Origin of the sequence: Xanthomonas vasicola (genome assembly GCF_000772705.2) — a bacterium.
GTDB lineage: Bacteria > Pseudomonadota > Gammaproteobacteria > Xanthomonadales > Xanthomonadaceae > Xanthomonas > Xanthomonas vasicola.
Genome location: NZ_JSBW02000022.1, coordinates 19,890 through 41,759 on the forward strand (window position 1 = coordinate 19,890; position 21,870 = coordinate 41,759).

The 21,870-nt window shown below is 62.8% G+C and carries 15 protein-coding genes and 2 pseudogenes; 7 read left to right on the top strand and 10 right to left on the bottom strand.

The window, feature by feature from the left end; translation table 11 throughout:
- Nucleotides 1–4 precede the first annotated feature (4 nt).
- A complete protein-coding gene (locus tag NX05_RS04430) occupies nt 5–325 on the bottom strand; it encodes a hypothetical protein (protein ID WP_010364861.1) in 321 nt (106 codons plus the stop codon).
- A gap of 118 nt (nt 326–443) precedes the next feature.
- Nucleotides 444–1,610, bottom strand: a complete 1,167-nt coding sequence (locus NX05_RS04435) for a class I SAM-dependent rRNA methyltransferase (RefSeq protein ID WP_039431857.1) — start codon at nt 1,608–1,610, stop codon at nt 444–446.
- A gap of 264 nt (nt 1,611–1,874) precedes the next feature.
- Between NX05_RS04435 and NX05_RS04440 the strand changes: the two genes are divergently transcribed.
- Nucleotides 1,875–2,831 (top strand): TerC family protein, encoded by a 957-nt coding sequence (locus NX05_RS04440; RefSeq protein ID WP_039431856.1) that lies wholly within the window; start codon nt 1,875–1,877, stop codon nt 2,829–2,831.
- Between the two features lie 337 nt (nt 2,832–3,168).
- Complete coding sequence (locus NX05_RS04445; protein ID WP_017112429.1) at nt 3,169–3,954, top strand: rhomboid family intramembrane serine protease; 786 nt, start codon at nt 3,169–3,171, stop codon at nt 3,952–3,954.
- A gap of 79 nt (nt 3,955–4,033) precedes the next feature.
- On the opposite strand, the gene NX05_RS04450 is transcribed toward NX05_RS04445, so the two are convergent.
- Together NX05_RS04450 and NX05_RS04455 are read right to left on the bottom strand one after the other, a co-directional pair.
- A complete protein-coding gene (locus NX05_RS04450; RefSeq protein WP_039431854.1) occupies nt 4,034–5,134 on the bottom strand; it encodes a glycerophosphodiester phosphodiesterase in 1,101 nt (366 codons plus the stop codon).
- A 248-nt stretch (nt 5,135–5,382) separates the two neighbouring features.
- The gene (locus NX05_RS04455; RefSeq protein ID WP_039431852.1) at nt 5,383–7,683 is read right to left on the bottom strand and encodes a TonB-dependent receptor; all 2,301 of its coding nucleotides are present in this window, start codon (nt 7,681–7,683) and stop codon (nt 5,383–5,385) included.
- A gap of 190 nt (nt 7,684–7,873) precedes the next feature.
- Here NX05_RS04455 and NX05_RS04460 point away from each other — a divergent pair, with 190 nt between their 5' ends.
- A complete protein-coding gene (locus NX05_RS04460; protein ID WP_039431850.1) occupies nt 7,874–8,731 on the top strand; it encodes an acid phosphatase in 858 nt (285 codons plus the stop codon).
- Nucleotides 8,732–8,887: 156 nt separating this feature from the next.
- Here NX05_RS04460 and mnmE read toward each other — a convergent pair whose 3' ends face one another.
- The 6 genes and pseudogenes from mnmE to rpmH form a co-directional block, all read right to left on the bottom strand.
- Nucleotides 8,888–10,228 carry a tRNA uridine-5-carboxymethylaminomethyl(34) synthesis GTPase MnmE gene (gene mnmE, locus NX05_RS04465; RefSeq protein WP_039431848.1) on the bottom strand — a complete coding sequence of 447 codons (1,341 nt, stop codon included), beginning with the start codon at nt 10,226–10,228 and terminating at the stop codon, nt 8,888–8,890.
- 160 nt (nt 10,229–10,388) lie between these two features.
- Nucleotides 10,389–11,021: pseudogene (locus NX05_RS25330) on the bottom strand (tetratricopeptide repeat protein); the annotation flags it as partial.
- Nucleotide 11,022: 1 nt separating this feature from the next.
- Nucleotides 11,023–11,727 (bottom strand): annotated as a pseudogene (locus NX05_RS25335) (polysaccharide deacetylase family protein); the annotation flags it as partial.
- 78 nt (nt 11,728–11,805) lie between these two features.
- Nucleotides 11,806–13,530, bottom strand: coding sequence for a membrane protein insertase YidC (gene yidC, locus NX05_RS04485; RefSeq protein WP_039431841.1), 1,725 nt, complete (start codon nt 13,528–13,530; stop codon nt 11,806–11,808).
- Nucleotides 13,531–13,555: 25 nt separating this feature from the next.
- The gene (rnpA, locus tag NX05_RS04490) at nt 13,556–13,993 is read right to left on the bottom strand and encodes a ribonuclease P protein component (protein ID WP_010364838.1); all 438 of its coding nucleotides are present in this window, start codon (nt 13,991–13,993) and stop codon (nt 13,556–13,558) included.
- Nucleotides 13,994–14,031: 38 nt separating this feature from the next.
- On the bottom strand, nt 14,032–14,172 hold the full coding sequence (rpmH, locus tag NX05_RS04495; RefSeq protein WP_002805908.1) for a 50S ribosomal protein L34: 141 nt from the start codon (nt 14,170–14,172) through the stop codon (nt 14,032–14,034).
- A 242-nt stretch (nt 14,173–14,414) separates the two neighbouring features.
- On the opposite strand from rpmH, the gene dnaA reads away from it, so the two are divergent.
- The 4 genes from dnaA (at nt 14,415) to gyrB (ending at nt 21,858) form a co-directional block, all read left to right on the top strand.
- Nucleotides 14,415–15,743, top strand: coding sequence for a chromosomal replication initiator protein DnaA (dnaA, locus tag NX05_RS04500; protein ID WP_039431839.1), 1,329 nt, complete (start codon nt 14,415–14,417; stop codon nt 15,741–15,743).
- Nucleotides 15,744–16,020: 277 nt separating this feature from the next.
- Nucleotides 16,021–17,121 (top strand): DNA polymerase III subunit beta, encoded by a 1,101-nt coding sequence (gene dnaN / locus NX05_RS04505; RefSeq protein ID WP_010364809.1) that lies wholly within the window; start codon nt 16,021–16,023, stop codon nt 17,119–17,121.
- A 1,072-nt stretch (nt 17,122–18,193) separates the two neighbouring features.
- Nucleotides 18,194–19,300, top strand: coding sequence for a DNA replication/repair protein RecF (gene recF, locus NX05_RS04510; RefSeq protein WP_039431837.1), 1,107 nt, complete (start codon nt 18,194–18,196; stop codon nt 19,298–19,300).
- Nucleotides 19,301–19,413: 113 nt separating this feature from the next.
- On the top strand, nt 19,414–21,858 hold the full coding sequence (gene gyrB, locus NX05_RS04515) for a DNA topoisomerase (ATP-hydrolyzing) subunit B (RefSeq protein WP_039431835.1): 2,445 nt from the start codon (nt 19,414–19,416) through the stop codon (nt 21,856–21,858).
- Nucleotides 21,859–21,870: the final 12 nt, after the last annotated feature.

The following is a 21,870-nucleotide window of genomic DNA, read 5'->3' on the forward strand; positions in this document are numbered from 1 at the left end:
TCGCTCAGTCGTCCAGTTCAGCCAGCCGCGCGCGCACGCTGTCTACATCGATGTGTTCGCGCACATGCGGCCACTGCCGCGCCCACACCGAGCGGAACACGATCCACGCACCGAACACGCCCAGACAGGTCGACCCCAGCGCCAGCAGCAACGGGTGCAGTGGCGAGCCGTCGCCGGTCTGGAACAAATACATGAAGGCGCCGGAAAACAGCAGCCACACCCCAAACACCGGCCAATTGCTGGCCAGCAGGCTGGCATTGGGCCGTTCGATCTCGCGCAGCAACCGGCGCAAGGCCTTGCGCTCGTCTTCGTCGCTGGAGGTCATCGGCTGCCGGCTCCTGGTTGGGTGTCTGCATTGAATCGACGCTTGCCGACGATGGCATCGCGCCGCGAAAGACGCTGCCTGCACTGCGGCAGACCGCGTCCTCCGCCGCGCAACACGGTTACACCACGCGGCAGAAAACGGCCTTCAAATAACGCGATTCCTGCACGTGGGCCATGAACGGGTGGTCCGGGCCGGCACCGGCCACTTTCAGGATCTGGATGGTGCGCCCGGAGAAATACGACGCGCGCCGCAGCATGTCCAGGAACTCCTGCTCGGCGACCAGCCCGGTGCACGAGAAAGTGGCGAACAGGCCGCCCGGCTTGACCACGCCCAGCGCCAGCTTGTTCATGTCCAGGTACTTCTTCAGCGCCGGAATCACCTGATCGCGGTCGCGGGTCATCTTGGCCGGGTCCAGGATCACCACATCGAACTGCTCGCCGCGGTTGGCCGCATCGCGCAGCCACGGAAAGATGTCGGCCTGCACGAACTTGGGCCGCACGTTATTGAGCTTGGCGTTGCCCTTGGCAATGGCAATCACGTCTTCGTCGATGTCCACGCCCAGCACTTCGGCCGCACCGCGCGCGGCCGCATACACCGCAAACCCGCCGGTGTTGCAGCACAGGTCCAGCACGGTCTTGCCTTCGACCTGCTCGCTCAGCCACTGCCGGTTGTCGCGCTGGTCGGCGAAAAAACCGGTCTTGTGCGCACCGGCCGGGTCGGCGCGGAACTTGATGCCGTGCTCGGTGATCACCGCCGCTTCGGTGGTGGTGTTGCCGTGGAAATCGAAGCTTTCCTGCTTCTGCACGTGTTCGTCGGCAAAGCTGTGGAAGCGGCAGCCGGGGAACTGTTCGCGCAGCGCCTCGTAGATCCAGTCGCGGTGGCGGAACATGCCGGCGGCGAAGAACTCCACCACCACCAGGTCGCCGTAGCGGTCCACCACCAGGCCGGACAGGCCGTCGCCCTCGCTGTGCACCACGCGCCAGGCATCGGACACGCCATCGAGCTTGAGCCAGTCGCGGCGCAGGCTCACTGCCGCGGCAATCTTGCGCGAGAACCAGCCCGCATCCACCGGTACCGACTGGTCGGTTTCCAGGATGCGCACGGCAATGCGCGAATGGCCGTTGTAGAAGCCGCGGCCAATCCATTCCCCATCCACGCCGACCACATCGACGATGGTGCCGGGCTTGGGCTTGGCGGCGGGCTTTTCCACCAGCTTCTGGAAGATCCACGGGTGGCTGGAGCGCCAGGCATTCTTGAGACGGACGACGGGGACTGGAATATTCATCGGCCCATTGTATCCGGCTGGATTGACGTGCCTGCGCCGTGCACGCAGAATCGGGCGCAGAAGGGGAGTAGCTCCCAGCGTTGTCGCCGTCATTACGAGCCCGCCATGTGCAGCGCTCCGGTGCAACGGCAACCGGCCCGGCCGGTTGCGAGCGAGACCTTCGCCGCGCAGGCGAAGGTCCGTCACCCGGAATCCACGATTTCCGTGTCACAAGGCCTCAGCCCGCCGGCTGTCCAGGCCGCTTTCACTTTTTTCGGGATTCTTATGCAAACCATTGGCAACGTCTGGTTATGGGGTGGCTTCGCGGTGGTGGTGATCGCCGCGCTGCTGATCGATCTGGTGCTGATGCGCCACGGCGGTGCCCACAAGGTCACCTTCAAGGAGGCCACCTGGTGGAGCATCGGTTGGGTGCTGCTGGCGCTGGCCTTCAATGCCGGGCTGTGGTGGTACCTGCAGGGCACCGCGGGCGACGCGCAGGCCGACCAGATCGGGCTGCAGTTCCTCACCGGCTACCTGGTGGAAAAGTCTCTGGCGGTCGACAACATCTTCGTGTTCCTGATGGTGATGACCTACTTCGGCGTGCCCGAAGAACAGCGCCAGCGCGTACTGATCATCGGTGTGCTGGGTGCGATTGTGCTGCGCGCGATCATGATCTTTGCCGGCTCGATGCTGCTGGCCAAGTTCCATTGGCTGCTCTACGTGTTCGGCGCGTTCCTGCTGCTGACCGGGATCAAGATGTGGTTCTCGGCCGGCAAGGAGCCAGACCTGGAGAGCAACCCGGTGCTGCGCTGGATGCGCAGCCACCTGCGCCTGAGCCCGCAGTACCACGGCAACCTGCTCAGCGTGATCAAGGACAGCAAGCGCTGGTTTACCCCGCTGTTCGTGGTGCTGATCCTGATTGCGGTGATCGATGTGATCTTCGCGGTGGACAGCATCCCGGCGATCTTCGCGATCACCACCGACCCGTTCATCGTGCTCACCTCCAACGTGTTCGCGGTGCTGGGCCTGCGCGCGATGTTCTTCCTGCTGGCCGGCATGGCCGACCGCTTCCACCTGTTGCCGTACGGCCTGGCGGTGATTCTGGTGTTCATCGGCACCAAGATGATGATCATCGATCTGTACAAGATTCCGGTCCTGGTGTCGCTGGCCGTCGTGGTGACGATCCTGGTCGCCACCATCGTGCTGAGCCTGCTGCGCCCGCCCAAGTCCGCCGGGCACTGAGGGGCTGGGATTGGTGGTTCCGGATTCGTGGTTGGTCGCGGCGGGTAGATGGGGGGCTTGCCGCAATCTCCGGATGAAACACAGGGCTCACTGCTGTCTTGTGTGGCAGCCGTGGGCGCCTTCTGCGTTGCGTGTTGATTGCTGGCTTCGGTCGCTCCGCCCACTTCCGCGGAGCATTTGGCATTGGCGACTGACGCGGCCAGGGGCACGCGTCGCTAACTGCACGGTGCGGCGCAGGTGAGTGCACGGATGATCCACGGATTGTCCCGCCGCCGGATCCGGTTATCCCACGCAAACGGGGCTTGCAAAGGCAAAACCAAGCCGCCATCCGTTATGCATGACAACGCATTCTCTCGCTCCCGATATCGCCACGCAGAACCGCCTGGATCGTTCTCGGGTGCTGCGTGCCTTCAACGTCAGCCTGGCCGCCGTGCTGCTACTGGTGGCGGTGTTCACCGCCCAGGGCATGTTCGACTGGCGGGCCTGGGCGGTGGCGCCGCTGCAGGCGGACGGCCTGCTCGGCATCCTCACCGCACCGCTGCTGCATGGCTCGCTTGCGCACCTGGGTGCCAACGCCGCCGCGTTGTTGATCCTGGGCACGCTGGCCGGCAGCGTGTACCCACGCGCCACGGTCATGGCACTGCCGCTGTTGTGGCTGGGCTCGGGCCTGGGCGCATGGCTGCTGGGTGAGCCAGGCAGCCGGCATCTGGGCGCCAGCGGCGTGACCCACGGCTTGATGTTTTTGGTGTTCGTGCTCGGTCTGCTACGCCGCGACCGCCCGGCGATCGCCACCAGCATGATCGCCTTCCTGTTCTACGGCGGCATGTTGATGACCATCCTGCCGCACGAAGCCGGGGTGTCCTGGCAATCGCATCTGGGCGGTGCGGTGGCCGGGCTGATCGCCGCGCTGCTGCTGCGCCTGCGCGACCCGCAACAGGCAAAGCCGCGCTACAGCTGGGAAGACGAGGATGAAGACGCCGCCTGGGAAGTGAGCAACGCCGAGCATGCAATGCTGGAACCACCGCCGCCGCGTCAGGTACCGGTGCTGTGGCAACGCCAGGACGACGGCTCGCAGAGCGTGGTGCTGCATTTCCCGCCGCGTGAGCGACCCCCTGGGACGTAGGAGCGCGCTAGCGCGCGATGAGGCGTTATCGGTACGCTTCATCGCGCGCTAGCACGCTCTTATCAGACCGCATGTGCGTTTAACGCGTTGCATGCTCGTTCAATGCACGCCGCGCAAGGCCCGGGTCGTCGGCGAAGAACGCATCGATGCCGGCATCCAGATACGCCTTCAGCTCGGCCAGTGCGCCAGCGTCGTTGCGCTCGGTCACCGCACCGCTGCTGCGGTTGTCGGCGGACAGAAAATAATTTTCCGGACGGAAGGTATAGGGCTGCACCTGCAGCCCGGCCGCATGTGCGTCGCGCACCAGGCTGGTGGGCGTGCCCAGGCGCTGCTGCGCATCCAGCGGAATGATGCTGCGGATGTCGGGGCCGATCGCATCGGCATATGTGGCGACCTGCTTCAGGCCGTCGGGCGTGATCATCTGACCGTAGGTCTTCGGCGCATTGGCTGTGCCGGCATCGGGCAGCGCCATCTGTGCGCTACCGAGCAACTGCAGCAGACGGATGTTGCTGCTGCGCCCGATCTTGCTACGTAGATAGCGCAGATTGTTGGTCTCGAACGATTGGATGATCACCGGCGCAGTCTGTGTGTAGGCATGCGCATGCAAGCTGGCCAACACCTTGTCTTCCATCGGCAGGCCAAGCGCCTTGAAGTAAGTCGGGTGCTTGATTTCCGGAATCAGACCGATGCTGCGCCCGGTCGCCGCCGATTCCGCGGCGACGAAATCGATGATCTCATCGAAGGTGACGATCTGAAACTTCCCATCCCAGCGCGTGCCGCGCAGCTGCGGCAGCCGTTCGCGCGCACGTAGCGTCTTCAACTCGGCCAGGCTGAAATCTTCGGTAAACCAGCCTTCCATCGCCTGACCGTCGATGGTCTTGCGCGTCCTGCGCGCAGCGAACTCCGGGTGGCTCGCCACATCGGTGGTGCCGCCGATCTCGTTCTCATGCCGCGCGATGGGTACGCCATCTTTAGTCGACACCAAATCCGGCTCGACGAAATCGGCGCCATCGACAATGGCTTTGGCGTACGAGGCCAAGGTGTGTTCGGGGCGCAGCGCACTGGCACCACGGTGCGCAAAGATCTGCACTGTCTTCGCCAGCGGTGCTTCGGCAGCTGCCGGGCCGCTCATGCCAACCATCATCGCTCCCACCAGCCAGATACGACCGAACTGCATCATGCATCTCTCCAACGAAAAACAGTTACCGAATCGACGCATGACCGCCAGGCGAGTCTGGTTGATAAGCGGCGCGGAAGTACGACTGTACATCCCGGTTCCACTGCATCGCCCGCACCCCTCGGAAAAATCACTCGCGACGTCTTGCTTAGCCAGCCTAAAACTGTCTACGTCCATCGAAACCGGAAATCGGTAAGCAACCGCAAGACCGGCTCTTACGATTCCCCAATCCCGAATCCCGATTCCCGTCCTCAGAACTTGGCATCCAACGTCAAAAACACCTGACGCGGCGCACTGGCATGGAACGCCAGCTGACGCCCGTTCGGGTCGGTGTTGGCGAACGCGGTGAGGTTGGAGGCGTAACGCTTGTTGGTGAGGTTGGTGACGTTGAGCGAGAGCTTGAGCGCCTGCAGCACGCCGACCTGGCCAAACGCGTACCCGGCGCCGGCATCAAACGCGGTGTAGCCGCCAAAGCCCTGATCGTTGGTGTAGGTGTAATAGCGCTGGCCGGTGTACTTGCCACGCAGGTTGACGTTCCAGTTCGCGTAGTTGAAGGCGATTTCGCTGGCGAACATACGCTTGGGTGTATCCACCGTGTACTTGCCGGCGGTGGCAATGGTCACGCCATTCTGCACGTAGTTGTCGTCATAGGTCGAACGGTTGATCGATGCCGAGTTGTACCACTGCAGGTAGCTGGTCGGCTTCCAGATCACCGTCAGTTCGCCGCCGCGGCTGCTCACCGAACCCACGTTGAAGAAACGCGTGGTGCACGCCGGCGTGGTGCCCTGCTGGATGCTGGCGCACGGGTTGAGCGAGAGCAGCCGGTTGTCGAAAGTGACGTCGTAACCGACCAGCGAGGCTTCGAAGCGATCGCGGACGAAGCGATAGCCTGCTTCCAGCGTGCGCGATTTTTCCGGCTCCAATGCACCGACGCTGGCATCGAACGACGCCTGGGTCACAAGCAACGGACCACCGGCGCCGCCACCCTGGAACGCGGCGATGTTTTCCGCATAGGACGCGAACACTTCCTGGCCTTTGGCGAGGCGATAGCCCAAGCCGATCTGCGGCAACACCGATTCGCTGGCCTTGAGCGAGCCGGTTGCTACCGGCGCTTCCACCGCCACGCCCGGCGTTTCGCGCGCGGTCATTTCAGTGCTCGGGCTCTTGATGCCCAGATCCAGGCTCAGGCGCTCATCGAGAAACTTGAAGTTGCCCTGCACATAGAACTGGCGCGTGGTGATGACGTAGTTTTGCGAGAACAAGCGACGGTTGGGATTCTGCAGGAACTTGTCGTCGCTGACCGGGCCGGTAATCCAGTAGAAGTTGCGCTCCACATCATGGTGATTGCGCTCGTACCACAGGCCGGCTTCCAGATGATGCGGGCCCAACTGCCAACCGAGCGAGGCGATGCCGCCGGTGCGGTTGATCCAGTAATTGGTGCTGCGGATCGAGATCGGCAATGCCTCCGGCGTTCCCGGATTGGACGCCTGTCCCGGCGACCACCAGTGGCCCTGGCCCTTGTTTTCATGGTGATAGACCTGGGTATGCAGGCTGATCGCATCGTTGGGCTGGAAGTCGCCAGCCACATAGAACAGGTCGTCGTCTCGCAACGCGCGGCTCTGGTAATACGCATCGTCAACGTTGTCGACGCCGCCGCTGAAACCGCAACGCGCGGCATTGCGCGTGGCCGGCGCGCAATACGCTGCGGCCAGGGCACGGTTCCAATCCGGCGCGTACAGATTCCAGTCCCAACCCAGGCCACGCGCCATGCCGCTCTTGGACAGGTACGCGTAGTCGGCCTGCGATGTGCGCGAAGTATCGGCAAACGCAGTCAGCTTGCCGCCATCGAACTGGTACACGCCTTTGGCGTTGAACTGCCGCGTGGTGGTCGGCGATTCCGGGCGTGCCCACATATCGGCTTGGGCGTTGATGCCCGACAGATACGCGGAAAACCCGTTGTAATCGCCGGTATCCACACGCAGGAAGGTGCGGCGATTGGCATCGGAGCCCACCGTCTGCGACACCTGCCCGCCAAACACGCTGGACGGATCAGCCGAGTAATACTGGATGGTGCCGCCCAGGTTGCTGGTGGAGGCAGTGCCCAGCGCACCAATGCCCGAGGCCAACTCCACGCCGCCGAAATTTTCCGCGATCAATGCGCGGCTGATGTTGAGGCCGTTGTAATTGCCGTAGGCGTTGTCGCCCAGTGGCAGGCCATCCAGCGTATAGCCCAGGCGCGTGCCGTTGAAGCCGCGCAGGCTGATCGTCTGCGACTCTTCGTTGGCACCGAACGCATCATTGGATTGCACGTTTACGCCCGGCATGCGGTTGAGCAGCTTCTGGATGCTGGTGCCCGGCGGCAACACCGGAATGTCTTGCTGGGTGATGCGCTGCACCTGACGCGTTTCGCCCTGGCCGATCACCGACACCGTATCGAGTTGCTGGACGACCGCACCGGTATCGGCAGACACGTCGAGGTCGGCAGCGTAGGCGGCAGGCGCGAGCACGAGCACAGCGAGAACGGCGGCGCTTAACTGATGGGTCTTGGGCATGAGCGGCGCTGGCGACGAGTCAAAAGATGGCGGCAAGCGTGCGACAGTTGTCTTGCGTCGATGCGACCGCGAAATGACAGTGCGACGACACCGGGTTTGCATCCCTCGCCATTGCTGCGTTGCGCTGGCATGCAGGTGTCATCTATGCGTCGTAATCTGCGAGCTCTTCCATTCGTTGTCTGAGGTTGCTATGTCGCAGCGCATTGCGTGCCACTCTCATCGGACGCTGGTCAGCGTTGCCATCGCCGCACTGTTGATCGGCAGCGGCATCGCGAGTGCACGCGACAAGGCAGCCTCGAAAGATTCGGTGCTCGCCACCGACGCGCGTGGGTACCTAGAGAAACACCAACTGCCCGACAGCCTGCAGCTGGTGCCACCGCCACCGCAGGACGGTAGCGCCGCGCTTGCCAACGACGAGGCAATTTCCAAGGCCATGCTCGCCCTGCGCGGCACACCGCGCTGGGAGCTGGCCGCACAGGACGCAGTGCTGAGCTTTCCGGCCGCTGCCACGCATTTCAGCTGCGCACTCGGCGTACAAATCGACCAGACCGGCACCCCACATCTGATGCAGTTGCTCGAACGCAGCATGCGCGATGCCAGCACCGCCACCAGCGCCGCCAAGGCACGCTACCAACGCCCGCGTCCGTTCATGCGCAACGAGCAACCGACGTGCAGCCCGGACGATGACGCCGCCCTGCGCAAGAACGGCTCCTACCCCTCGGGCCATACCGCCATCGGCTGGACCTGGGGCCTGATCCTGTCGGAAATCGCCCCCGCCCACCGCGACGCCCTGCTCGCCCGCGGCCGTGCCTTCGGCGACAGCCGCCTGGTCTGCAACGTCCACTGGCAGAGCGATGTCACCCAGGGCCGCATGGTGGGCGCCGCCACCGTCGCCGCCTTGCACGGCAACCCTGCATTCGAAAAAGACCTAGCCACCGCACGCGCCGAGATTGAGAAAGCACAGGCAAAGCCGCCAACGGCATCTGCGGCGGCTGCATGTAATGCGGAAAGCGAAGCGCTGAAGACGGTGTTGCCTGGTGTGATGTAGCTCAGAATAGGCGAGCGTCTGTGCGCACTCAGACGATAAGCACCAGATGCCGCCAGCAGCGCTAACGACGCGGGTGGTATACCAAGCGAATGCACACTTGTGCGCGGGCTAACTCTGAGAACCTCAGCGCGTACCAACGCGCTGGGCACCGCCGCATCACTTACCGATACAAAAACTCGAAAAGATCTTGCCGAGCAAATCATCGGCGCTGATTTTGCCGGTGATCTCGCCAAGCGCCTCGTGTGCCAGGCGCAGTTCTTCGGCTGCCAGTTCGAGTTGTTCGAAGCCTAGTTCCAGATCGGCGATGTCCACGTGTTGTTCGGCGCGACGCAGCGCTTCGACGTGGCGCGTGCGGGCGGAGAATTCGCCATCGACGCTTTCCACGCCATCGCCGAGCGCAAGCTCACGCAGGCGGATGTGCAATTGCTCAAGTCCTTGCCCAGTCACCGCCGAGACGACGATCGCATTGGCATCGAGCGGCACGCCATCGCTGAGCAGATCGCATTTGTTATGGATCCACAGCTGACGCGGTACGGCATCGATGGCATCACCAATTGCCTCGCGTGCCGCCTGTGGGTCGCGTGCATCGAGCACCACCAACGCCAGATCGGCCCGCTCCAATTCGGCGCGGGCGCGACGCATACCTTCGCGTTCGATCGCATCGCCGCCCTCGCGCAGGCCGGCGGTATCGACCAGGGTCAGCTCGAAGCCGTCGAGCTGGATGGCTTCGTGCAAGGTGTCGCGGGTGGTGCCGGCGACATCGGTGACGATTGCGCGATCGCTACCGGCGAGCGCATTGAGCAACGAACTCTTGCCGGCGTTGGGCGGGCCGATCAACACCGCATGCAGGCCGTCGCGTAACTTGCGTCCGCGTTCGGCATCGCGCAGCAACTGGGCAAGCAAAGTGCGCGCCTGCGTCAAGCCGTCGCGTACCTGGTTGCCGCCCAAGGTGTCCAGCGGCTCGTCGGCAAAATCGATGGCCGCTTCCACATGGATACGCAGTCGGGTCAGGGTGTCCGCCACCGCATCGACACGTCGCGAAAACACCCCGGCCAATGCGCGCCGTGCAGCACGTGCTGCACGCAGATCGCCGGCTGCGATCAGGTCGGCGATCGCTTCGGCCTGCGCAAGATCGAGCTTGCCGTTGAGAAATGCGCGTTCGCTGAATTCACCGGCACGTGCCTGACGTGCACCCAGTTCGATGCAACGGGCAACCAGTTGCCGCAACAGCACCGGGCTGCCATGGCCTTGCAACTCGACGACGTCTTCGCCGGTAAAGCTATGCGGCGCGTTGAACCACAGCGCGATGCCGTCATCGACCACCGCGCCCTGCGCATCGCGGAAGCGCGCGTAGTGTGCATGCCGCGGTTGCAGACGCGCGATGCCCAGTTGCGCTGCAATCTGCACCGACTGCGGCCCGGACAAACGCACGATGCCCACGCCACCGATTCCGGCAGCACTGGCGATGGCAACAATGGTCGAACTGGAAGACGACATGGGCACGGCTCTAACGTGGATTGAAGAAGGACACCTGGATTGTAAACGGCGCCGCCCGCCGCGCCGAACGACTTGTCTGCCGGTCTTTGGGATCGCCTACCTGTTCCGGCAATCGCGGTGTCCTGGCGTCTGCATGCAACATCTTGTCGGCCAGCTTGCATCACAGCGATTGCAACTGCGCACGCGCCTGCGCCGCGCCACTGCCTTGCGGCTGCAATTCCAGATACGTCGACTAGGCCTTACGTGCCTTGTCGGGATCGCCGGCTTTTGCATATGCATCGCCAAGATTGAGATAAGCCGCCGCGCGCGATGGATCGATCTTCAAGGTGTTCTCCAGCCAGCGCGCAGCTTCGGCGAAGCACTCCTGGCGGTAATACACACAGCCCAGGTTATTGGCTGCCAGCGCGAAATCCGGGCGCAACTTCAGCGCTTCGGCAAATTGCTCGGCCGCATCGGCGTAGCGCTTTTCCTTGTACAACTGCAGGCCGCGTTCGTTGGCCAATTGTGCGCGTTGGCGGTCGCTGCTCTTCACTGCGGTGGGTAACGCCAGCGTGGCTTCGCCACCTTGCAGGGTTTTTACCGTGACCGGCGCTGTAGCCGCTGTCGCACCGGCTACGGCCGGCGCAGGACGCGCGGCATCTATGCGTCCGTTAAGCGCAATCGCATCAGCCGACAACTACGCGGTATCTGTAGTGAGAAATTCTTCTCCGCTTGAAACCTGGAACACGAACTCGCCGCCTTGCGAGCTCGGCAGGCTGGCCGGTATCTGCGCCGAGACTGCCGACACCGCAGGCCACCACACCGTGATCGCGCAGGATGTTTTCGCGCGTGTACAGCGTACGCAGATGGGTCACATCGTCGTCCTACTTCTCGCGCTTGGGCACGATGGCGCGGCTGCAATCGAAGCGGCTGAAGATCTGCGTCAGCTCCTTGTTGTAGCTGCGCTCGATCTCGTCCAGTGCCTCCAGATCCTCACCGATACGCTGGTGGAGTTTCACCGCCGGCAATGCGGAGTCGCGGCCGATGCGCGCATGCAGATCGCGTAACACTTCGGCAAACGCCAGGCGGTCGGCATCGAACAGATCCGGTGCCGATTCCACCTCGTCCAGCACTGCAGCAATCGTCGCGAACCGGCTTGCCTCCTTGGAAGCCAGAACGGTGTCGAACGACGCGGCGCTGCGTTCGCGCTGCTCGAGATTTTCGTGGAACAGCTGCTATTCCAGGCTGCTGGAAGTGGCACGATTGCGTGGGGTCTGTTTGTCCTCATCGGCCAGCAGCACGATGATGCGGCGGTGCCGATCCAGCTATTCGTGCAGTTGCGCGATCAACGCCTGCTCAGCGTCGCCGGTCTTGTCGGCCTGCGTGCCTGCGGTCGTTGCAGCAGGGGATTTCGCAGTTGATGCGGCATCGCTCGCGTCATGCTTTCCACAGCCGGCAAGCGCCAGCACTCCCATGCAACTTGCGCACAGCAACAGGCGATGCAACGGCGATGTGGTCACGACGGCGTCCTTGGCGAAAGAGACAACAGAGACAGGCTGACATGCAGAAAGCCCGCCTTGCGGCGGGCCTTCTTCAACTTACTTGGCGTTGGCCTGGATGATCTTGCTCGGCTTCTCGCCGTGCTGGCGGATCATCCACCACTGGATCAACAAGCCCAGCCCGCCGTTGACCACCCAGTACAGCACCAGACCGGCCGGCATGAAAGCCATCATGACGCCGAACACCAGCGGCATGAACTGCATCATCTTGGCCTGCATCGGGTCCATGCCCGGGGTTGGGGTCAGCTTCTGCGTGGCCCACATGATCGAAATGTTCAAAAGCGGCAGGATGAAGTAAGGGTCGCGCGCGGTCAGGTCCTGAATCCAGCCCAGCCACGGCGCCTGACGCAGTTCTACCGACTCCACCAGCACCCAGTACAGCGCAAAGAAGATCGGCATCTGGATCAACAGCGGCAGGCAGCCGCCCATCGGGTTGATCTTTTCCTTCTTGAACAGCTCCATCGTCGCCTGCTGATACTTGACGCGATCGTCGCCGTAGCGCTCCTTGAGCTGCGCCAGACGCGGCTGGAAGCGGCGCATCTTGGCACCGGACTTGTACTGCGCCGCCGACAGCGGATACAGCGCCAGACGCAGCAGCACCACCAGGCCGATGATGGCCCAGCCCCAGTTGTGCAGGAAGCTGTGCAGATGGCTCAGTACCCAGAATAGGCCCTGGCCGATGATGGCCATGATCGAGAAGCGGCTGTAATCGACCACACGGTCCAGACCCTTCACGTCTTCCTTGGCGATCAGGCCGACCAGCTTCGGGCCCACCCACAGGCGCGCTTCGGTGCTGGCAGTCTGGCCCGGCGCCACGGTGAAGGCCGGGCCGCGCAGTTCGGCCACGTCACGCGGGCCGTCCTGGTTCAGCACGTAGAGCGAGGCTTGATCTTTCTGCGGAATCCATGCGGTGAAGAAATGGTGCTGCAGCAGCGCCATCCAGCCACCGGTGATCTGGCGATTCAGGCCACCGTCGTTCATGTAGTCCTTGAACGCACGGCGCTCATAGCCTTCCTGCGGGCTATACCAGGTCGCACCGTTAAAGCTGAAGGAGTCCGGATTGGTCATGCCACGGCTGAGAATGGTTGGCACCCGGCTCAGCTTGCGGAAGACGTAGCCGTTCCACGGCGCGCCGCTCTTGTTGATCACTTCATCCTTGATCGAAATCGCATAGCGGCCACGCTCCAGGGTAAAGGTGCGGCGGATCGATACGCCGTTGGGGCCATTCCACACGAACGGCACCACCAGCGTGTCCTGGCCCTTGGCCAGTTCGAACGCGGTACCCGGCTGCTCGGCGCGGAAGCCGCCCACGCCCGGCACCGGCGAATGCTCGCTGGCCCAGCCACTGGTCGCGTTGTACGGGTGCGCAGCGTCTTCGGTCAGCAGGCTGACCGGCGCGGTGCCGTCCTTGGTCTGCGGAAACTGCAGCAGTTCGGCGTCGAGCACGCTGCGGCCATCCAGCTTCAGGCGCAGCACGTCCGAGGTCAGGGTCACCACCGGTGCGGCGCCTGCAGCAGCCGGTGTCGCACCGGTGGTGCTGGTCGCCGGGACGGTACCCGGCGCGCCGGCCTGCGGAATCGCCTGAGCAGCGGGTACATTGGCCGCGCTCGGCGTTGCCGCATCCAGATCACGTGCCGCCGGCACCGACTGCGTCGCCGCCGCAACGGGCGCATTGGCAGCCGCTTTTTCTTTGCCCCATTCCATCCACAGCAGCGCCGCGACCATCAGCCAGGCAAAAATCAGGAAAACACGGGTCTGGTTCATCGGGCAGCAACTCGCTCAGTCGGAACTACAGTTCCGGCTCTGTCGGGGAAAGGGAGGATGGGTGCATCGTCCTGGCGGGCGGCATTGTGCCGGGCGCAGCAGGCAGGGGCAATGCGCCGGCACGGCGCAGCAGACGCACGAAGGCGTCGCGAATCTGCGGATTGGTCGCTTTTGCAGCTGCCGAGCGCGCCACGATGACGTAATCGCCACCGGCCAACTCAGGCAACAGATGCCGCATGGCATCGCGCAACACACGTTTGATGCGGTTACGTCCCACCGCGCGCGTATCGACCTTGCGCGACACCGCCATGCCCAGGCGCGGCGGCGTATCGCCAATGCGCCAGTGCAGGCTCAGGAGCGGATCCGAGGTGCGGCGTGCGTTATCGAAAACAACCGTATATTGCGCACGCGTACGAACCCGCGCAGAGCGAGGAAATCGCCTGCACGGGTTCGATACGTTCACGGTAAGGACTGCCTCGGCCGCAGGGAGCGGCGCGGCAATCAAGCGCTCAGGCGCTTGCGGCCCTTGGCGCGGCGGCGAGCCAGGATCTTGCGGCCGTCGGCGGTTGCCATACGTGCGCGGAAACCATGGTCGCGTGCTCGCTTGAGATTGCTGGGTTGGAAAGTACGCTTGGTGGCCATGGGGCCCTCTGCATGAATGGAGACGAATAGAACCGGTAATTCTATAGGTCCACTACAGCCCGGGTCAACACCCCGCAGGCGTTACCGCGAGTGGGAATAACCACCGCCTGTGGATGGACCTGTGAATAACTCTGGGAAAACCGCGTCTCCGGTGCTAGTCTGCCCCATCCTCTTTTCACTACCGGGCTGCGTGCACGGCGCTTTTCTGCGCGCCGCAGCCAGCAACAGATGATCATACTTTGATGGATGCTTGGCCCCGCTGTCTGGAACGTCTCGAAGCTGAATTCCCGCCCGAAGATGTCCACACATGGTTGAAACCCTTGCAAGCCGAAGACCGCGGCGACAGCATCGTGCTGTACGCCCCGAACGCCTTCATTGTCGACCAGGTCCGCGAACGCTACCTGCCGCGCATCCGCGAGTTGCTGGCGTATTTCTGTGGCAATGGCGAAGTGGCGCTAGCCGTGGGTTCGCGCCCACGCGCGCCCGAGCCGGCTCCTGCCCCCGTCGCGGCGGCCGTTGCACCGCAAGCGGCGCCGATCGTGCCGTTCGCCGGCAACCTGGATTCGCATTACACCTTCGCCAATTTCGTGGAAGGCCGCAGTAACCAACTGGGTCTGGCCGCCGCGATCCAGGCTGCGCAGAAGCCCGGCGACCGTGCGCATAACCCGTTGCTGTTGTACGGCAGCACCGGCCTGGGCAAGACCCACCTGATGTTCGCGGCCGGCAATGCGCTGCGGCAGGCCAATCCGGCCGCCAAGGTGATGTACCTGCGTTCGGAACAATTCTTCAGCGCGATGATCCGGGCGTTGCAGGACAAGGCGATGGACCAGTTCAAGCGCCAGTTCCAGCAGATCGATGCGTTGCTGATCGACGACATTCAGTTCTTCGCAGGCAAGGACCGCACGCAGGAAGAGTTCTTTCACACCTTCAACGCGCTGTTCGACGGCCGCCAGCAGATCATCCTGACCTGCGACCGCTATCCACGCGAAGTGGAAGGCCTAGAGCCGCGGCTGAAGTCGCGCCTGGCCTGGGGCCTGTCGGTGGCGATCGATCCGCCGGATTTCGAAACCCGCGCAGCCATCGTGCTGGCCAAGGCGCGCGAGCGTGGCGCCGAGATTCCCGACGACGTGGCATTTTTGATCGCCAAGAAGATGCGCTCCAATGTGCGCGATCTGGAAGGCGCGCTCAACACGCTGGTGGCGCGCGCCAATTTCACCGGGCGCTCGATCACGGTGGAATTTGCGCAGGAGACGCTGCGCGACTTGTTGCGCGCCCAGCAACAGGTGATCGGCATCCCCAACATCCAGAAGACCGTGGCGGACTACTACGGACTGCAGATGAAGGATCTGCTTTCAAAGCGGCGTACGCGTTCGCTGGCGCGTCCGCGCCAGGTGGCGATGGCGCTGGCCAAGGAGCTCACCGAGCACAGTCTGCCGGAGATCGGCGACGCCTTCGCCGGCCGCGATCACACCACCGTGCTGCATGCCTGCCGGCAGATCCGCACGCTGATGGAGGCCGACGGCAAGCTGCGCGAGGACTGGGAAAAGCTGATTCGCAAGCTCAGCGAGTAGCCCGTTGACCGCAATCGTGTGCCCGCTGGAGAAAAGCGTGGAAACGTTGGGGTCAAATGCGGGAGAATCTGTGGATAACGTTGCGCCGCGGTTCGATGGAAAAACTATCCACAGGGTTTCCCACCAGCTCAGGCGCACTAGTCCCAAGCGTTTCAGGCGCTGAAATGTCTTTGGAAACAAACAGTTATGGTGGTTATCCGCTGAAAACGGCCCTACCATCACCACCAAGCTTTTGATTTATTCCATTATCTTTTAAAGCATAGGGGCACGGAACCACATGCGTTTTACACTGCAGCGCGAAGCCTTCCTCAAACCATTGGCCCAAGTGGTCAATGTGGTCGAACGCCGTCAAACCCTGCCTGTTCTGGCTAACTTGCTGGTGCAGGTCAAGGACGGACAGGTGTCCTTGACCGGTACCGACCTGGAAGTGGAAATGATCTCGCGCACAATGGTGGAGGACGCGCAGGACGGCGAAACCACGATTCCTGCACGCAAGTTGTTCGACATCCTGCGCGCCCTGCCCGACGGCAGCCGCGTCACCATTTCGCAGACCGGCGACAAGGTCACCGTGCAGGCCGGGCGTAGCCGCTTCACGCTGGCGACGCTGCCGGCGAACGACTTCCCGTCCGTGGACGAAGTTGAAGCGACCGAGCGCGTGGTGGTGCCAGAGGCCGGGCTGAAAGAGCTGATCGAACGCACCGCGTTTGCGATGGCACAGCAAGACGTCCGGTATTACCTCAACGGTCTGTTGTTCGACTTGCGCGACGGTTTGCTGCGCTGTGTGGCGACCGACGGCCACCGTTTGGCCTTATGCGAGATGGAGTTGGAGAAGGCTGGCGGCGCCAAGCGTCAGATCATCGTGCCGCGTAAGGGCGTGACCGAGCTGCAACGTTTGCTGGAAGGCGCGGATCGGGAGGTCGAGCTGGAAGTTGGTCGTAGCCATATCCGCGTCAAGCGTGGCGATGTGACCTTCACCTCCAAGCTGATCGACGGCCGCTTCCCGGACTACGAGGCAGTGATTCCGATTGGTGCCGATCGTGAGGTCAAGGTGGATCGCGAGGCGCTGCGTGCGTCTTTGCAGCGTGCGGCCATTCTGTCCAACGAAAAATACCGCGGTGTGCGTGTAGAAGTCTCGCCGGGTCAGCTGAAGATCAGCGCGCATAACCCCGAGCAGGAAGAAGCGCAGGAGGAGATTGAAGCCGATACTAAGGTCGACGACCTAGCGATTGGCTTCAACGTTAATTACCTGCTCGACGCGCTATCGGCTTTGCGCGATGAGCACGTGGTCATCCAGCTGCGCGACGCGAATTCGTCTGCGTTGGTGCGTGAGGCAAGCAGCGAGAAGTCCCGTCACGTGGTGATGCCGCTGCGTCTGTAGCGCCTCGTTCCACGTGGAACACGAGAAGCCTGGCGAAAGCCGGGCTTTTTTGTTTGCCTGTTCTGCAGCTTGTTGGGCCTAGTTTGCCTAACTTGGTTGGGCGTCATCGCCATAACGCGGAAAGGCGGGCTGCTGGGACCGTAGTGCTAGCAGAACAGGCAAGGCATGTTGCTCAATCGCCGGAGGGAGAATCTTCATCGCGATATTTCGGATCACCAGGCGCTGACACTGTTGGCTTCGTTGCTGACGAGATACATCAGGCAAGTGCTTAAAATACATTCCCACACGCCCTGATTGGCTGCCCTTTTTCGATGACGGTAGACCCAAGTTTCGGATTACTCGCGATGCAGGATGGAAATGGGGTGCGACCGGTGTCGTGGGTGAGGTTATGCAGAAGTCCGAGATATCTCGAATACACACAGCGTTGGCCGCTGGCCTGGACAGATTCCCCGTGACAGTCGGGCTCCGGGACTAACAAGCGATTTTCAACGTACCCGCAATCTGGGTGGAGCTCCGTTCAGATTACGAGTTCTTACCCACGCTCGAACGACGAAGCCGTACTCGGCTCTGGATTGCCCTAGGTGTTCGCTTTTGTGAGACCAAGTGTTTGTTGGAAGTGGTCGCGGGGAAAGTACATTCCAGAGGTCTGGCACTGAACGGGTTCAGCCCGAGAGCAGAGCGACAACCCATCGCCATCGTGCCGACCCACCAGGTGACAAAGATCGCTGGCTTGGAAATCCTGGTTTTGACTTATGCACATCTAGCTTTGCTTTTAAAAGTAGAAATAACTTAAGAGCTTGGCGGTGATGGTAGGGACAGATTTCGCCGAAAAGTGGATCAAGTTATTGTTTTTCAAGCTATTTATGGCCTCGAAACCCTGTGATTATCGGCCTATTTGCCGGCCTAAAAGCTGTGGATAAGGCAAAAACGGCTTCGGGCATCTTTTTTTATCCACAAGTTATCCCCTATCTGTCCAACACCGCCTGTTGGCGCGTCTGCACGGGTTTCATGCCGATCACGTATCCTTCGACCCGACCGGCATGCCGGATTACATCCCGGAGCACACCGATCGATGCATGTAGTGCGGTTGTCCATTCATCGGCTTCGTCGGTTTCAGACCGTCGAGCTCCATCCCGCCAGTGCATTGAATTTGCTGACTGGCAATAACGGCGCGGGTAAAACCAGCGTGCTCGAGGCGCTGCACCTGATGGCATATGGCCGCAGCTTCCGTGGCCGCGTCCGTGACGGCCTGATACAACAAGGCGCGAATGACCTTGAAGTCTTCGTGGAATGGAAAGAAGGCAGCGGCGTTGCAGGAGAGCGGACGCGTCGTGCCGGCTTACGTCATAGCGGCCAGGAATGGACGGGACGTCTGGATGGCGAAGACGTAGCGCAGTTGGGATCTCTGTGCGCCGCGCTGGCGGTGGTGACCTTCGAGCCGGGTAGCCACGTGTTGATCAGCGGTGGTGGTGAACCTCGCCGTCGCTTCCTGGATTGGGGTTTGTTCCACGTGGAACCCGACTTCCTGGCCCTGTGGCGGCGCTATGCCCGAGCGCTCAAGCAGCGCAATGCGCTGCTCAAGCAAGGCGCGCAGCCGCGTATGCTGGATGCTTGGGATCACGAACTCGCCGAATCCGGTGAAACGCTGACGTCTCGGCGCATGCGCTACCTGGAACGCTTGCAGGACCGGCTCATTCCGGTGGCGGACGCAATCGCGCCATCGCTTGGGCTGTCCGCACTCACATTTGCCCCAGGCTGGAAGCGCCACGAGGTCTCGCTCGCCGACGCCCTCTTGCTTGCCCGCGAGCGTGACCGCCAGAACGGTTACACCTCACAAGGCCCGCACCGTGCGGACTGGATGCCCCGTTTCGACGTGCTTCCTGGTAAAGATGCGCTTTCTCGCGGCCAAGCCAAGCTCACCGCCCTCGCCTGCCTCCTCGCCCAGGCCGAGGATTTTGCCTTCGAGCGCGGCGAATGGCCGGTGATCGCGTTGGATGACCTGGGGTCGGAACTAGACCGGCATCACCAAGCGCGCGTCCTGCAACGGCTTGTCTCAGCGCCAGCGCAGGTGCTGATCACCGCGACCGAGACCCCGCCCGGGCTCGTAGACGCTGGCGCGCTATTGCAACGGTTCCACGTGGAACACGGCCAGCTCGCGCCGCAAGCCGCCTCTGACTGACCCCAACGGCCGGGGCGAGCCGACTGGTATAATTTGCCCGCTATCCCCCTTTTCCCACGGTGCGAAGCGGCTGCCGCCGTCAGCGCCCGTGTTGTGGAGCCAACGGCACGCGCATGACCGACGAACAAAACACCCCGCCAACACCCAACGGCACTTACGACTCCAGCAAGATCACCGTGCTGCGTGGCCTGGAAGCCGTCCGCAAGCGCCCCGGCATGTACATCGGCGACGTCCATGACGGCACCGGCTTGCATCACATGGTGTTCGAGGTGGTCGACAACTCTGTCGATGAAGCCCTGGCCGGCCATGCCGACGACATCGTGGTGAAGATCCTGGTCGACGGCTCGGTGGCGGTGTCCGACAACGGGCGCGGCGTGCCGGTCGACATCCACAAGGAAGAAGGCGTGTCTGCGGCCGAGGTCATCCTCACCGTGCTGCATGCCGGCGGCAAGTTCGACGACAACAGCTACAAGGTCTCCGGCGGCCTGCACGGCGTGGGCGTCTCGGTGGTCAACGCGCTGTCCGAGCACCTGTGGCTGGACATCTGGCGCGACGGCTTTCACTACCAGCAGGAATACGCGCTGGGCGAGCCGCAATACCCGCTCAAGCAGCTGGAAGCCTCGACCAAGCGCGGCACCACGTTGCGCTTCAAGCCGTCCGTGGCCATCTTCAGCGACGTCGAGTTCCATTACGACATCCTGGCGCGCCGCCTGCGCGAGCTGTCGTTTCTCAATTCCGGCGTCAAGATCACCCTGATCGACGAGCGTGGCGAGGGCCGTCGCGACGATTTCCATTACGAAGGCGGCATCCGCAGCTTCGTGGAGCATCTGGCGCAGCTGAAGTCGCCGCTGCACCCGAACGTGATCTCGGTCACCGGTGAGCACAACGGCATCGTGGTGGACGTGGCCCTGCAATGGACCGATGCCTACCAGGAAACCATGTATTGCTTCACCAACAACATCCCGCAGAAGGATGGCGGCACCCATTTGGCCGGTTTCCGCGCCGCGTTGACGCGTGTGTTGAGCACCTACATCGAACAGAACGGCATCGCCAAGCAGGCCAAGGTTGCGCTGACCGGCGACGACATGCGCGAAGGCATGATCGCGGTGCTGTCGGTCAAGGTGCCCGACCCCAGCTTCTCCTCGCAGACCAAGGAAAAGCTGGTCAGCTCGGACGTGCGCCCGGCAGTGGAAAACGCCTTCGGTGCGCGCCTGCAGGAGTTCCTGCAAGAGAACCCGAACGAAGCCAAGGCGATCACCGGCAAGATCGTCGATGCCGCACGTGCCCGTGAAGCCGCGCGTAAGGCGCGCGATCTCACCCGCCGCAAGGGCGCGCTGGACATCGCCGGCCTGCCCGGCAAGCTGGCCGACTGCCAGGAAAAAGACCCGGCGCTGTCCGAACTGTTCATCGTCGAGGGTGACTCGGCAGGTGGCTCGGCCAAGCAGGGACGCAATCGCAAGAACCAAGCAGTGCTGCCGTTGCGCGGCAAGATCCTCAATGTCGAACGTGCGCGCTTCGACCGCATGCTGGCGTCCGATCAGGTCGGCACACTGATCACCGCGCTCGGCACCGGCATCGGCCGTGACGAGTACAACCCGGACAAGCTGCGTTACCACCGCATCATCCTGATGACCGACGCCGACGTTGACGGCTCGCACATCCGTACCCTTCTGCTGACGTTCTTCTACCGGCAGATGCCGGAGCTGATCGAGCGCGGCTACATCTACATTGGCCTGCCGCCGCTGTACAAGCTCAAGCAGGGCAAGAGCGAGTTGTATCTGAAGGACGACGCCGCGCTCAACGCCTACCTGGCCAGCAATGCGGTCGAAGGTGCGGCGCTGATTCCGGCCACCGACGAGCCGCCGATCACCGGCGAAGCGCTGGAAAAACTGTTGATGCTGTTTACCAGCGCCAACGAAGCGATTGCGCGCAACGCGCACCGCTACGACCCGGCGCTGCTCACCGCCTTGATCGACCTGCCGCCGCTGGATGTGGAAAAACTGCAGGCCGAAGGCGACCACCATCCGACCCTGGATGCGCTGCAGGCAGTGCTCAATCGCGGCACCCTGGGCACCGCACGCTACCAGCTGCGCTTCGACCCGGCCACCGAGAACGCGCCTGCAACGCTGGTGGCGATCCGCCGCCATATGGGCGAAGAGTTCACCCAGGTGCTGCCGATGGGTGCATTCGAAAGCGGCGAACTGCGTCCACTGCGTGAGGTGTCGCTGGCCCTGCACGACCTGGTGCGTGAAGGCGCGCAGATCGTGCGCGGCAACAAGAGCCACCCGATCACCAACTTCGCGCAGGCGCACGCCTGGTTGCTGGATGAGGCCAAGAAGGGCCGCCAGGTGCAGCGCTTCAAGGGCCTGGGCGAAATGAACGCCGAACAGCTGTGGGAAACCACGGTCAACCCCGACACCCGTCGCCTGTTGCAGGTGCGGATCGAGGACGCGGTGGCCGCCGACCAGATCTTCAGCACCCTGATGGGCGATGTGGTCGAACCACGCCGCGACTTCATCGAGGACAACGCGCTGAAGGTGTCCAACCTGGATATCTGAGCTGCCACCCCC